The organism is Phytoactinopolyspora endophytica (assembly GCF_004138495.1).
GTDB lineage: Bacteria > Actinomycetota > Actinomycetes > Jiangellales > Jiangellaceae > Phytoactinopolyspora > Phytoactinopolyspora endophytica.
The window spans coordinates 27,560-41,587 of record NZ_ML142870.1; the positions used below are offsets into that span (position 1 = coordinate 27,560).

Annotated in this window: 13 protein-coding genes; 4 read left to right on the forward strand and 9 right to left on the reverse strand. The window is 66.7% G+C overall.

Features of this window, described 5'->3' with window-relative positions:
- On the reverse strand, positions 1-1,378 hold a 1,378-nt coding region (locus ELR45_RS29625; RefSeq protein ID WP_129669514.1), incomplete at its 3' end, for a DUF222 domain-containing protein.
- Positions 1,379-1,647: 269 nt separating this feature from the next.
- Here ELR45_RS29625 and ELR45_RS29630 point away from each other — a divergent pair.
- Positions 1,648-2,307, forward strand: a complete 660-nt coding sequence (locus ELR45_RS29630; protein ID WP_129669515.1) for an N-acetyltransferase — start codon at positions 1,648-1,650, stop codon at positions 2,305-2,307.
- Here ELR45_RS29630 and ELR45_RS29635 read toward each other — a convergent pair.
- A complete protein-coding gene (locus tag ELR45_RS29635; RefSeq protein ID WP_205857524.1) occupies positions 2,255-3,559 on the reverse strand; it encodes an alpha-amylase family glycosyl hydrolase in 1,305 nt (434 codons plus the stop codon). The genes ELR45_RS29630 and ELR45_RS29635 overlap by 53 nt on opposite strands.
- A 158-nt stretch (positions 3,560-3,717) precedes the next feature.
- On the opposite strand from ELR45_RS29635, the gene dhaK reads away from it, so the two are divergent.
- The 3 genes from dhaK to dhaM are packed head-to-tail and all read left to right on the forward strand — an operon-like array spanning position 3,718 to position 5,747.
- Positions 3,718-4,707, forward strand: a complete 990-nt coding sequence (gene dhaK, locus ELR45_RS29640) for a dihydroxyacetone kinase subunit DhaK (RefSeq protein ID WP_129669517.1) — start codon at positions 3,718-3,720, stop codon at positions 4,705-4,707.
- Between the two features lie 3 nt (positions 4,708-4,710).
- The gene (gene dhaL / locus ELR45_RS29645; RefSeq protein WP_205857525.1) at positions 4,711-5,337 is read left to right on the forward strand and encodes a dihydroxyacetone kinase subunit DhaL; all 627 of its coding nucleotides are present in this window, start codon (positions 4,711-4,713) and stop codon (positions 5,335-5,337) included.
- Positions 5,334-5,747: a dihydroxyacetone kinase phosphoryl donor subunit DhaM gene (gene dhaM, locus ELR45_RS29650; RefSeq protein ID WP_129669518.1), complete on the forward strand. Its 414-nt coding sequence runs from the start codon at positions 5,334-5,336 to the stop codon at positions 5,745-5,747. Before dhaL ends, dhaM begins: the two co-directional genes overlap by 4 nt.
- A gap of 39 nt (positions 5,748-5,786) precedes the next feature.
- Here dhaM and ELR45_RS29655 read toward each other — a convergent pair whose 3' ends face one another.
- From ELR45_RS29655 to ELR45_RS36020, 7 genes are all read right to left on the reverse strand, one after another.
- Positions 5,787-7,253 (reverse strand): arylsulfatase, encoded by a 1,467-nt coding sequence (locus ELR45_RS29655; RefSeq protein WP_129669519.1) that lies wholly within the window; start codon positions 7,251-7,253, stop codon positions 5,787-5,789.
- The gene (locus tag ELR45_RS29660; RefSeq protein ID WP_165368217.1) at positions 7,250-8,797 is read right to left on the reverse strand and encodes a family 16 glycosylhydrolase; all 1,548 of its coding nucleotides are present in this window, start codon (positions 8,795-8,797) and stop codon (positions 7,250-7,252) included. Before ELR45_RS29660 ends, ELR45_RS29655 begins: the two co-directional genes overlap by 4 nt.
- 99 nt (positions 8,798-8,896) lie before the next feature.
- A complete protein-coding gene (locus ELR45_RS36010) occupies positions 8,897-9,931 on the reverse strand; it encodes an ABC transporter ATP-binding protein (protein WP_165368218.1) in 1,035 nt (344 codons plus the stop codon).
- The gene (locus tag ELR45_RS36015; protein ID WP_165368219.1) at positions 9,928-10,989 is read right to left on the reverse strand and encodes an ABC transporter ATP-binding protein; all 1,062 of its coding nucleotides are present in this window, start codon (positions 10,987-10,989) and stop codon (positions 9,928-9,930) included. The genes ELR45_RS36010 and ELR45_RS36015 overlap by 4 nt, the downstream gene beginning before the upstream one ends.
- A gap of 9 nt (positions 10,990-10,998) precedes the next feature.
- The gene (locus tag ELR45_RS29670) at positions 10,999-12,138 is read right to left on the reverse strand and encodes an ABC transporter permease (RefSeq protein WP_129669521.1); all 1,140 of its coding nucleotides are present in this window, start codon (positions 12,136-12,138) and stop codon (positions 10,999-11,001) included.
- A gap of 10 nt (positions 12,139-12,148) precedes the next feature.
- Entirely contained in the window at positions 12,149-13,090 is a 942-nt protein-coding gene (locus ELR45_RS29675; RefSeq protein WP_129669522.1) for an ABC transporter permease, read from the reverse strand.
- Between the two features lie 101 nt (positions 13,091-13,191).
- Positions 13,192-14,028 (reverse strand): ABC transporter substrate-binding protein (locus ELR45_RS36020; protein WP_205857526.1); only part of this gene is annotated, 837 nt, incomplete at its 5' end.

The following is a 14,028-nucleotide window of genomic DNA, read 5'->3' on the forward strand; positions in this document are numbered from 1 at the left end:
GCGTGACGTTCACCGAGACAGGACGCCCGTGAGCAGTAGCCAGGCGGATGCCACCGACGGCCCCACAGTGGGAGCACACGTTCCCGCCCAACGTTGCGGTATGCAGCGACGCCCAGGCCAGCGCGGCCAGCGCATCCGCCCGGCGCTGCGCCGGCGTTCGCTGCCGGCACGCGCCCAGGTGATCGCGGCGTGACTGGGTGCCGGTGTCGGTGTCACCGGCGTCGCTGTCGCGGTCGTCGCTGTCGCGGTCGTCGTCTGTGTCACCGTCGTCGACTGTGTCACCGTCGTCGACTGTGTCACCGTCGTCGCTGTCGCGGTCGTCGTCTGTGTCGCTCTCGTCGACTGTGTCACCGGCGTCGGTGTCGCTGTTGTTTGGGCAGGTGCCGGCATGTGCGCAGTCGCGGTTCTTCTCGGCGTCGGCGGCGGCGTTGAGCACGGTCATGATCGCGGTGACCTCTTCGGCGGGCAGGTACGCGATCAGCCAGGCCATGCCGTCCTCACCGGGCTCGGACCACACGTCGCGACGTTTACGCGCCTCGCGGCGGCGACGCTTCGCCCCGGCCACGTCGAGCTCATGCAGGAGCTCGTTCAGAACGCGGGAAAGCTTCACATCGGTCCAGGTGTGCACGAATGGCAACACCGCCTTCAGGATCAGCTCGACCACCTCAGCGTTACTGCACTTGTTCAACGCGGTGGTGATCAGGCGGGCCTTCTTCGCGTCTACACGCCCATCGGCCAGTGCCTGGTGCACCCGCGGGTGGTCCCGCACCAGGGTGAGCGCCTGCCCGACGAGTTTCTCCGCCTGCGGCTTGGTCCACGGATGTACAGCGCACAACGCCCCCGCAGTGACCGGCACCGGGTGCAGACACCCGTAGCGTCCGCCGTCGTCGTCCGGGCGCAGCTGCGGGCGGCGGGTCAACTCGGCAGCGTTCTCGGCCTGGCGCGCTCCGGCCCAGGCGATCACCTTCTCCCAGGCCGCCACCGTGTCCGCGAGCTCGTGCACCTCCATGGATCGCGGCCGAACACCTTCCAACGTCAGGACCAGCTCCGCCCCGGGCGGGATGTCCGCCAAGAACGAGGCATCCACCCCAGGCAACGGCCCGAACGGTCCGTTGTCTGCACCAGCCCTGGCGGCACCGTCCGGGTCCACGTCGTCGTCCGGGTCCACGTCGTCGATCAGCGGATCATCGACGAACCAGCCCCCGACGGCCGGACCCAACGGATCCACACCGTTTCGCAGCTCGTCCCGCTGCGCCTCCGATGCGGCCATCTCCGCCTCGACGAGACGCACCCATGCAGCATCCCAGCCCGCACCGGTCTCCGCGCCGCCGGGGACATCGTCCCCCGCAGCATCCGGGAAAGGCCTGGCCGAGCTCATATTGATCATGCTACTCGAACACCCGTACGGACGCAAGCAGATCAGTCGTATCAATCTCCCCCAGGGATAAACCGCGCCAAACCCAGCTATCTACTCCGTGCGCGACGGAATCGACCCTGGACGCAGCATTCCGGACGTGACTGCAGAAACACGTCGCCTGTCGAACGGCTTGCCGGATAAGGGCCGGCGAGCACTACCACGCTCACGCTTCGCACTCGCTGACCCTGCCATTGGTGAAGCCGACAATACGTGTCCCTAAGGTCTTGTACATGGCGCATCCGCTGTACAAACTTCTCCACGAGGCAGCCGACGGTCGCTTCCCTGCGGCGGATGGGCAGGTCCGTGTCGTGCCACCGCTGCACGACGGCTTGGAATGCTCCTACGCCTTCACCGGACACGCCATCGTCGCGACGGCGCTGCCCACAGTCGACTTCCACGGCGACCGGCCGGACGGGTTCGGCGGGTCCCTCGCTCCCGGCTTCCTCCGCCGGCTGGCCGGCCCGGGCGGCTGGATCGGTGTCATCGATGCGACCCTGGTCACGCGCGGGCGCGGAGGCGCACCGGCGCTGCCTGCGCAGACCGGCCTCGACGATAACGACCGAGTTCGCCATGCTCGTTCGATTCGGTCGGACGTGCGCGTCTACGGCGACGAACGCGGCTTCGTCACACTTGGAACAGGGCTGGCCGGGCGACGCGAGCTCAGCATCGAGGTGCCGCCCAACGGTCAAGGACGCGGATGGGGCCGATCGTTGCTCTCCGACGCCCTGACCCTCGTGCCGGACGGCGAACCGGCCTTCGCCGCTGTCTCCCCTGGCAACGCGCGTTCGCTCCGCGCGTTCCTGGCCGCGGGGTTCACGCCGATCGGTTCTGAAGTCCTCATCCGGCCGAACCGGCGACCGCGATCGACCAACCCGCCGGCGGGAGCGTGACCAGGTCGGCTGTGAGTTCACCGGTCCCTGCGACGCGCTGCCAGTCCGCCGTGGGAAGCCCGAGATCCACCGGCTGTTCGCCGATGTTGAGCGCGACAGCCAGCCACTCTTCTCCCTCTCCCACGGTGTAGACGATGGACGTGTTGGTCAGCGCATGCACGGTGGCACGGGAGGACACCAGCCACGGGTGACGACGGCGCAGTCCGATGAGAAGCTGATGGAGTCGGTAGTATCCCCACCCGTCCACCGCCAGGCCGTCTGGGGTGTCCGGGAACGCCGGTCTGATGGCGTCGTCGCCGCCCTCCCGTTCCTCCTTGATGCCACGGAATGCCTGCTCGTCACCGGCATAGACCGACGGCACGCCGCCCACCGTCAGCAGGACGACGAGTGCGTGCTCCAGATGACGCTCGTCGTCCAGCCGGCTGGCGATCCGGGTGACGTCGTGGTTCCCGAGGAACGTCTGCGGGGTGAACGTGCCCAGCAGGGCATTGTGCCGGCCGAGGGTCCAGCTGAGCTCGTGGAGGTTGTGGTCGTTGAGTGAGCTCCAGATCGCCTTCCACAGCTCGTACTGGGTGACCGAGTCCAGCCCGCCGTCCTGCACGAACGCGCCGTATTCGCCATGAATGACCTCGCCGACGAACCAGGCGCCCGGGTGGCGTGCCCGTACCCGCGTCGTCACCTGATGCCAGAACGACACGGGCACCGTGTAAGCCGCGTCCAGCCGCCAGCCATCGACGCCGCGGTCCAGCCAATGCGACATCACATCACTCACGTAATCGACCACTGCCGGGGCGTCGTGGTTCAGCACGACCAGCCGGTCGTGGCCTTCGAACGTACGGTAGTCACCGTCCGAGTCGACCTGGAACCACGAGGCGAATCGGGAGTCCGATCCGTGCTTGAGAACGTCCTCGAACGCGGGAAAACCCCTGCCGACATGGTTGAACACACCGTCCAGCAGCACCCGCACACCCCGAGCGTGTGACTGCTCGATCAGGCGGACCAGATCGTCCTCGTCACCGAGCCGGCCGTCGATCCGGAAGTGATCAACCGTGTCGTAGCCATGGGTCTCGGAGGCGAACACCGGCCCCAAGGCAAGCCCGTTGCAACCCAGCTCGACGAGGTAGTCCAACCAGCCGGCCAGTTTCGGCAACCGCGACACCGCAGGCGAACCGGGCGAGAGCGCCTCCCGCTCCGCACCGACGAAGCCCAACGGGTAGACGTGCCACCAGATGGCGTGCGTAGACCACTCCACTCGCCCATCATGAATGCATCGTGGTGCGACCGAGCAACCCGGGCCGGGACTACTCCATGGCCGCCTCTTCGGGCGTAGGGTGTGGTACAGGTCGGGTCGGAGCGGAACCCTTCGCGTCGGCCCGAGCATCCGCCGGGACCGCAGGTTTGGAGCCGCTGATGAAGAAGCTGATCAACTCCCCCGACGCCGTCATCCCGGATGCGCTGCGCGGCCTCGCCGCCGCCCATCCCGGCCTCAACGTCGATGTCGAGAACCGGATCATCTCACGCGCCGAGCGGACCCCTGGAAAGGTCGGACTGGTCTCCGGTGGCGGTTCCGGGCACGAGCCCTTGCACGGAGGTTACGTCGGGCGCGGCATGCTCGACGCGGCGGCTCCGGGCGAGGTCTACACGTCGCCGGTACCCGACCAGATCCTCGCCGCGACCGAGGCAGCCGACGCCGGCGCAGGGGTGCTGCACATCGTGAAGAACTACACCGGCGACGTCCTCAACTTCAGGATGGCGGCCGAGCTCGCCGAGGACGACGACGTCCGTGTCGTGTCGGTGGTCATCAACGACGACGTCGCCGTTGAAGACTCCACGTTCACCGCCGGACGACGCGGTGTCGGTGGCACCATCGTCGCCGAGAAGGTCGCCGGTGCCGCCGCCGAAGAGGGCGCCGATCTCGACACAGTCGCCCAGCTCGCCCGTGAGGTCAACGAACGTTCCCGCTCGTTCGCCATCGCCCTGCACGCGGGTACGGTTCCCGCGGCGGGCAAACCCGGCTTCGAACTCGCCGGCAACGAGGTGGAGATCGGCGTGGGCATCCACGGCGAGCCCGGCCGCCAGCGAGGCGAGTTCGCTCCCGTCAAGGATCTCGTCGGCTACGCGCTGGATGCCATCCATGCCGACCTGCCGGTGTCCGGCGATGTTCTGGTCATCATGAACGGCCAGGGCGGAACCCCATTGATCGAGCTCTACGGCGCGTTCGCGGAGGCCGCCGACTGGCTGCAGGGACATGGTGCGACGGTGGCCCGCAACCTGGTCGGCAACTACATCACCAGCCTGGACCAGGCGGGGTTCTCCATCACGGTCACCTCGCTCACGGACGAGCTCGTCCGCCTGTGGGACGCCCCCGTATCGACGCCCGCCCTGCGCTGGGGAGTGTGATCAATGACGTTGGACACTGCAACCGCCGTGGCCTGGATCACCCGTGCCGCTGAAATCATCCGGGCCGACGAGTCCCGGTTGACCGGTCTCGACGCGGCGATCGGCGATGGTGACCACGGCGCCAATCTGGCCCGCGGTTTGGCCGCCGCCGTCACCTCGCTGGAGGAGACGCAACCCGAGAGCCCAGGGAAAGCGCTCATGGCCGCTGGGCGTGGCCTGGTCGCCAAGACCGGTGGCGCGTCCGGGCCGCTGTACGGTACGGGCTTCCGGCGGGCCGGCAAAGAGCTGGGAGACGGGACTGACGCCACCGGCGTCGGCGACGCGCTCGAGGCGATGCTGCGGGGCATAGAGGAGATCGGCGGGGCAGTGCAGGGCGACAAGACGATGATCGACGCGCTCGCTCCGGCCGTCGCCGCTTTCCAGGAGGCGGCCGGGAACGGGGCTGACCTCCATGCCGCCGCCGTCGCCGCCGCTGATGCCGCCGAGGCCGGGCTGGCGGCGACGGTTCCGCTGCAAGCTCGTAAGGGCCGAGCAAGCTACCTGGGCCCGCGCAGTGTCGGACACGAGGATCCCGGCGCGGCGTCCACCGCGCTCATCATGCGTGCGCTCGCGGAGGTGACCGCCCCGTGACCGTCGGTATCGTTCTCGTCTCGCATAGTGCGGCACTCGCGGCGGCGACGGCAGAGGTGTCAGGCACCCTGTCCGGTCCGGCTGTCCGGCTGGAGCCGGCGGGCGGCACCGACGACGGCGGCATGGGCACCAGCATCGAGCTCATCCGCTCCGCGGTGTCCAAGGCCGACGCCGGCGACGGGGTGCTGATCCTCATGGACATGGGTAGCTCGGTGCTCACCGCCAAGACTCTGCAGGCCGACCTCGAGGACGCGAACTTGGAGGACGACGGCGGGACGCCGCTGGTGCGTCTCGCCGATGCCCCGTTCGTCGAGGGTGCGGTCGCAGCCGCCGTGCTCGCCTCCACGGGTGCCGACCTGGAGGCTGTCGCTCAGAGCGCGGAACAGGCGTGGAGCATGCGCAAGCTCTGAGAGTCCACTCCGATCTCCATATAATCTCCATCTCCGGGGTCATGCTCCGCTCCCTGAAAGGCCCGTCGCAGTCGACAGGCATGCGGCCACCGGGCGTCCGGTCATCAGCCGGCCGCCATCGGTGAAGCCTTCCTCACGACCGGTCAGCTGGGCGATGAGGGAGGAACGCCACTGCACCAGTGTCTGCGCCATCGACGGCTCACCGGCGAGATCCCGGGTCTCCTGTGGATCAGCGATGAGGTCGAAGAGTTGCTCACGGCCCGAGCCAGAGAACCACACATACTTGGTGCGCCCGTCGGTGAGCCACTGCAACGACTGGCCGAACAACGTGTGCTCCCCGTGCAGCACGTCTCGCCACGGCACGTCGTCGCCTCGCGCGAGGCTGAGCAAGCTGCGGCCTTCGACAGTCTCCGGAACCGGGACGCTCGCGCACTCCAGTAACGTCGGCATGACATCGCGCAACTCGACCACGTCGTCGCGGACGCCGCCTCGCTTCAGCCCGCTGCCCTCCGGACCGGCCAGGATCATCGGAATCCGTGCCGATCCCTCATAGGGGAAGCCCTTCCGGAAGAGATGGTGGTCGCCCAGCATCTCGCCGTGATCGGACACAAAGCAGACGTAGGTATTCTCGCGTGCACCGTGTTGCTCCAGCTCACCGAGCAGGTAGCTGATCTGCTGATCCACATGCGCCATGTGCCCGTAGTAACCGGCCTTGGCGCGATGTAGCAGATGCGGATCGAACCGCCCGGCGAAAGCGGCCGGGTTCGCCGGATCATGTTGGTCGCCGAACACATCCGTCCAGTCGCCCACCGGCGAATCGGGCATGTCCCTATGGAGGAACTGCTCGAATGCCCAGCCAGGCGGATCGTACGGCGGGTGGGGCGCGTTGAACGAGACATGCAGGAAGAACGGCTTACGCGGATCACGCCGCCGGAGGAAATCGGCCGCCTGTGTCGCGACGAAGTTGGTCGGATGCGTGTGCTCGGGTTTGTCCCAGGGCCGGGCCACCAGCGAGTTGCTGTCGACGCCGTGGTCAAAGTAGGTAGCATCGCGCCCCAGCTGCTGGCGTAGCCAAGGCAGGTAGTCGTCCACCAGGTCCGGATCACGGCCGCGCTGCCGCGCCGTCCGCACGATGCCAGTGGGGCTGTGCAGGATGACGTTCTGGAACCCCAGCTGTGACCGTTCCGGATAGACGTGCATCTTCCCGACGGCCTGGGTCTGGTAGCCGTGCCGGGTCAGCTCCCCGGCCAGGGTCACGTCGTAGTTCCATTCGACACCGTCCTGGTAGCCGACCCGCCCGTGTGAACGCTGGCCCAGGCCGGTGTGCAGCGCCGCCCGGGCCGGGATGCACGTCGGCACCGCCGAGTACGCCCGGCTGAACCGGACGCCCTGGGCGGCCAGCCGGTCGAGGAACGGCGTCTGAACCACCGGATGACCGGCGGCACTCAAGCAGTCACCACGCCATTGGTCCACCATGAGAAGCAGAAGGTTCGGCCGATCGGTCATCTCAAGGCACCCGCCCCATCGCAGGCGATGGAGCCGTCGAACTGACATTGCTCACCTGGCGCGGTGTACGCGACTCGGTCCACCTGCGCGGTGAGCGGACCATCCGGCGGGACGAAATCACCCATCTCGGGGGTCGTCTCGCTCGCCCAGACGTTGAAGAACATCTGAGCGGCCCGGTCCGGGATGCGGTCGGTGTTGACGATGGACACGGTGACCTCACCGTCAAGGTAGAAGTCGAGCCGATCCGCGGTCCAGACCATCCCGTAATCGTGGAACGCCTCATCTGACGGCGCGGACAGGTCCACGAACGTCGGCCGCAGCGGTTGGTCGTTCCGCCAGGTGTTGACCTTGACCTGGTCGGGGTTGACCCCGAGCAGCTTGGCGATGTCGATCGCCTCGGACGGCTCCGAGGAGGTGGCGCCAACCCAGGTGAAGAAGGTCGACATCACACCAGAGCCTTCGACACCTCTCATCTTGACCTCGTAGGTGCCGTAACCGAGCTTGCTCTTGTGCTGTACCTCCGCGCAGGCATAGTCGCGGTCACCGGTGGGCTGTTCCACGTAGGTCAGCTTGAGCACGCCGTCCGAGACCTCCACCTGGTCGGCATCCCAGGTGCAGTTCTGCTTCGCGCCGTTGTTCCATCCGTCGGAGACGTTCCAGCGCGACGTGTCGAGCGTGTCGAAGTCGTCGACGAACGACGTCGTCGGCGGCTGGACGTCGATGCCGCAGGCCACGGAGCCGGCGAACTGACAATCCTCGCCCGCACGGGTGAACGCCACGTACTGGTACTCGGTGGTGATGGGGTGGCCCGGATACTCGAACTCCCCCATCCAGTCAGTCAGCGTGTCCGTGCTCCACAGCATGGTGAAGATGAACTGGTTGCGGGTCGGAACGTCGGCCGGGTCGGTCAGTGTGTGCACCAGTTCCCCATCGATGAAGAACCGCACGCGGTCCTGCTCCCACACGTAGGCGAAGTCCACCCATTGCTCGCTGCTGTCGTACCCGATGTCGGCCGGCCAGGGACCCCGGTTGGAGCCGTTGACGTGCGTGTTCAACTCCACCTCGGTGGTGTCCTTGCCGAGCACCTCGAAGTCGAGCTCCATGTGCGGTTCACCGTGATACGGCCCGACGTAGGAGAACAGCGACGAGTTGGTTCCGCTGGCCTTGCCCGCCTTCATCCGGGTCTCGTACGTGCCGTAGCCGTACCGTTTGTTGGTCTGAATCGCCCCACAGGAGTAGTCGCGATCGCCGTAGGACGTGTCGTCCAGCGTGAGCGTCAGGACTCCGCCGGCGACGGTGGCTTTGTCCTTGTTGAACTCGCAGTTCTGGTGGCCGCCGTTGTTGTAGCCGTCATTCACGAACCAGAAGTCCGGGTCGATGCCCGCGTCAAACTCCTCGATGAACGATTCGCCGCCGAGGTCAGCCTGCATGCCGGCCTGTGACGGTGCCGGGACAGCGCGCTCTGCGTCAGCCGAAGTAGGCTGCGCCTGAGGCGTGATGGCGGTGACTCCGCAGAGAGTGACGGCGGCTGTGGTTGCCGCCATGATGGTCATTCGTCGTCGTGTTCGCATGCTGGTGTGGATCCCTTCTTCGCGATCTGTGCACGAGCAGGTGCGGTACTGATGCCTCCTTTCCGGTCTCCTTCAGGCGAGCTCGGATGCGACGCCGGCCAGGCTGAGCTCGTCGGATCTCAGGCACGCGGCGTGGTGGCCCGGACCGATCCCGTCGAGCACCGGCCCCTGACCGGACACGTCGCACACGCCCGCCACGGCGTACGGGCAGCGGGTGTGGAAGTAGCAGCCGGCCGGCGGGTTCGACGGGTCCGGAAGGTCGTCGGTGAGCCGGACCCGCCGGCCCACATCTCGCAGCCGCGGGTCGGGCCGCGGCACCGCCGACAGCAGCGCCTCGGTGTATGGATGGCGCGGTGACGCGTAGAGCTCCGCCGTCTCCGCCAGCTCTACGATCTTGCCCAGGTACATGACCGCGACCCGGTCACAGACGCTCTCCACCACGGACAGGTCATGGGACACGAACAGGAAGGTCAGGCTGAACTCTTCCTGCAGGTCGCGCAGCAGGTTCAGAATCTGGGCCCGGACGGACACGTCCAGCGCCGAGACCGGCTCGTCCGCGATCACCAGCCGTGGTCCGAGGATGAGTGCACGGGCGATGTTGACCCGTTGCCGCTCTCCACCGGAGAAGGCGTGCGGGTAACGATCCATGTACTTCGGCGACAGTCCTACCCGCGCAAGCATGTCGGCCACCCGGTCCTCCAGCTCAGAACCGGTGGCGATCCCATTGGCGCGCAGCGGCTCGCCGACGATCTGCCGCAACGTCATCCGCGGGTTCAGCGAAGAGAACGGGTCTTGGAACACCACCCGGATCTGGCGTTGGAAGGGCCGCAGCTCCCGTTCCCGTAGCGCGGCAAGATCCGTGACCGTCCCATCCGTCCCGCGATAGCCGATCATTCCGGTGCTCGGCTTGATGATGCGAGAGATCGAGCGACCCAGCGTGGTCTTGCCACAGCCGGACTCTCCCACCAGACCGAGCGTCTCGCCTGGCTGGATGGTCAGGTCCACACCATCCACCGCACGCACGTGTCCGACCGTGCGGCCGATGAAACCGGCCTTCACCGGGAAGTGCACCTTCAGGTCGCGGACGTCGAGAATGGGCATGGTCATCGCTGGACCTCCTCTGCGCCGAGCTGCCCGTCATCGCCGATCAGGTCCGCGTTCTCGTGCAGCACGCAACGGGCGGTGCGCCCTGGACCGACCCGCACATCGGGTGGATCGGACCGGTCGCACAGCCCGGCGACAGCGTCGCCACAGCGTGGATGGAACGGGCATCCGGACGGCCGATCGGACGGGTGCGGCACGTTGCCCCGGATCGTGGCGAGCCGTTGCCCAGTGCCTGCCCCCATCCGCGGGATCGACCCCAACAGCGCGCGCGTGTAGGGATGCTTCGGGTCGTGAAAGATCTCGTCCACGCCGCCGCGCTCTACCACCGTGCCCAGGTACATCACGACCACCTCGTCCGCGATCTCCGCCACCACACCCAGATCGTGCGTGATGAACAGCACCGACATCCCGGTCTCGGCCTGCAGCTCGTGGATCAGGTCGATGATCCGCGCCTGCGTCGTCACATCCAGCGCCGTCGTCGGCTCGTCGGCGATCAACAGCGCGGGACCGGCAGCCAGTGCGATGGCGATCATCACCCGTTGGCACATCCCGCCGGACAGCTGGAACGAGTACGCATCCAGGCGCTCCTCCGGCCGCGGAATACCCACCCGTCGCAGCAAGTCCGCCGCCCGCTCCCGCGCCTGTTCCCTGTCCAGCGGCATATGCAGCCGGATCGCCTCCACCAGCTGGGCGCCAACGGTGTACATCGGCGACAGCGACGCCATCGGCTCCTGGAACACCATCGAGATCTCCCCGCCGCGAACCCGGCGCATCTCCTCGCTCTTCGGCCCGTACCGGGCCAGGTCGACCGGCGCCTGACCGTCGCGCCGCCACCAGATCTCCCCGGCGACGACCCGGCCGGGCTCGTCGACCAGGCCGAGCACGGAGCGGGCCGTCACGCTCTTTCCGCAGCCTGACTCGCCAACCACACACACCGTCTTGCCGGCCGGCACGGTCAGGCTCACCCCGTCCACCGCACGCACCGTCCCCTCGCGGGTGAAGAAGTGCGTCGTCAGCCCGTCGATCTCCAACAGTGCGTCGCTGGCCTGCACAGGTCTCATCGCCATTCCTTACTTCTTGTACGGGTCCGCGGCGTCGCGCAGACCGTCGCCGACGAAGTTCAGCGCCAGGACCGCGATGACGACGGCCAGGCCGGGGATCATCAACCACGGAGCCGTGGCCAGCACCCGGACGTTCTGCGCGTCCTGCAACAGCACGCCCCAGCTGACCACCGGGGGCTGCAGACCCAGCCCAAGGAAGCTCAGTGCGGTCTCGGCCAGGATCATCGCCGGGATCGACAGGGTCACGGACGCGATGAGGTGACTGGTGAACGACGGCAGCATGTGTCGATAGATCACCCGCGGCCGCCCGCTCCCGTCGAGGCGCGCAGAGGTCACAAACTCCTCGTTGCGCAAGGAGAGGAACCGGCCGCGCACGACACGCGCCATGTCCGTCCATCCGATGATGGCCAAGATCACGGTGATGGCGAAGTAGCGCTGCATCGGCCCCCACTCGTGTGGCAGCGCCGCTGACAGACCCATCCAGAGTGGAATCCCGGGGATCGACATGAAGAACTCGACCACGCGTTGGATGACGGTGTCCGTCTTGCCGGCGAAGTACCCGGACATGCCGCCCAGGATGATGCCGAGGATCAGCGCCATCGCCACGCCTACCAGGCCGATCGTCATCGACACCCGGGTGCCGTGGATCATCCGGGACAGCAGGTCGTACCCATTGCGATTCGCCCCGAGCAAGTACATCGGCTGGTCCGGATCCTCCGGGCCGATCAGGTGCCGATCCCACGGGATCAGCCCGAACAGCTCGTACTCGTCGCCCTTCACGAACAGGCCGACGTCGATCTTCTGTGACTTGTCCACCTCGAACGTCGGCTCGAACGTCTCCGGGTCGACGGTCGAGGTGTAACCGTGCACGTAGAGGCCGGCATCGGAGTCGATGCGCAACTGCTGCGGTGGCGCGTAGGTGTACTCCGAGTTGAACGTGCTGGAGCTCACCGGCGCGAGGAACTCGGCGAACAGCGCGACCAGATAGATGCAGGCGATGAGGACCAGCCCGACCATCGCCAGCTTGTGTTGGCGGAACTTCCACCACACGAGCCGCCGCTGAGTCGCCGCGCGCCGCCCGCCCGTCTCGTCACCGCCTGCTGGATCTCCAGTGACGCTCGCGTCGGCGTCTGGAAGAACGCTCGTCATGAGTCATCTCCTACCGGTAGCCCAGCCGGACCCGGGGATCGAGCCAGGCGAGCAAGATGTCGGACAGCAAAGTGCCGATGACGGTCAGCACGCTGACGATCAGGATGATGGAACCGGCCAGGTACATGTCCTGGGTCCGCAGGGCGCTGAACAGCAACGGACCAGTGGTCGGCAGGTTCAGCACCTGCGCGACGATCACCTCGCCGCCCACCAGTCCCGGTAGCACCCAGCCGATGGTGGACACGAACGGGTTCAGAGCCATCCGGACCGGGTACTTGATCACCAGCGTCTTCTCCGACGCGCCGCGCGCTCTCGCCGCGACTACATAGGGCTTCTTGAGCTCGTCGAGAAGATTCGCGCGCAGCACCCGAATCATCCCGGCCGTGCCCGCCGTGCCGAGAACCACCACAGCGATGCCGATGGTCAGCGGCGATATCCCACTCGTGCTCAACCCGAAGACGCTGTACGCCACGTACATCATCGCCAGCGCAAGCATGAAGTTCGGGATCGCGAGACCGAGAAAGCCGATGGTGGTGGCGAGGTAGTCGCCGAACGAGTACTGCCGTACTGCCGAGTACAGTCCGATCGGGAACGCCACGATCCAGGTGAACAGGAGTGCGAACACGGTCAGGCCTATCGACCATGGGAGGCGGTCAAGGACGAGGCTGCTCACGCTGCGCCCGTACTCGAAGGACTCCCCGAAATCGCCGTGGAAGAGGATGCCGCTGATCCACTTGGTGTACTGGGCGTAGAACGGCTCACCCAGCCCGTACCGCTGCCGCAGGCCGTCCAGCATGGCCGGGTCGACCTGTTCGCCCTCTGATTCGAGCCTGGTCACCCAGGCGGTCAGGAAGTCACCCGGCGGCAGTTGAATAATGGCGAACGCCACCAGCGAGATGGCGAACAGAGTCGGCACCATATAGAAACAGCGACGGCCGATGTACCTGAGCACGCCACACCTCCAGTGCGTGTCGGGGACTCAAGAGCCGGTTCAGGAACGGTCTGTCAGCGTTGCGGACGTATCGCGGAACCCCAGGCGGGCGCCGCGAAGCGCTACGTCATGAAGTACTGCTCCGGGTTGGTGACGCCCGGATACGGGAAATCCGCCGCGAAGAACGTCTGGTCCACCATGTTGTGGAAGTTGTTCTTCACCACGCCGTACGGCGGGACCGGAGTGCTGATGCCGATCAGCCAGAACTGCTCCTTGGTGATGGCCAGCACCTGGGCCATGAGCTCGGTGCGGCGGTCCGGGTCGGGTTCGACCAGGATCTCCTGGTAGATGCGGAACTGCTCCTTCACTGGCTCCGGCGGTTCCATCCCGTCCTCTTCATCACCGTCGAGCCAGTTGGACCACTTGAGGGCGAAGGCGTTGTCGATGCCCCACCGCGGCAGGTAGTACGTCGGCGAGTTCACCGGGTCGAGGGCACCATCGCCGTCCCAGACGTGCGCCTCGTGCTCGTTGGCCTGGAGCAGCTCGTAGCGCAGTTCGTTGGCCTCGGTCTGCATGCTCATGTCGATGCCGACCTCGCGCCAGTACCCTTTGACCAGTTCCAGGCTGTCGATCATCTCCGGCTTCCCGCCATCGGTCGCCACCAGAACCCGGAAGGAGATCGGCGTGCCGTCCGGTCCCAGCCGGATGCCGTCGGCGTTACGCTCGGAATAGCCGGCGTCGTCGAGATGCTGGTTGGCCAGGTCGACGTCGTACTCGGTGTACTGCTTGCCCATCTCCTCGTCGTACAGAGCGCTTTCGGGAAGCGGGGAAGGCTGCCATGGTTCGCCCTGGCGGGCGTAGACGGCCTCGATGATCTCCTGCCGGTTGATGGCATGCGACAACCCGATCCGGAAGTCCTTGTTCTGGAATATCTCCCGCTTCACCTCGTCCTGGCAGTT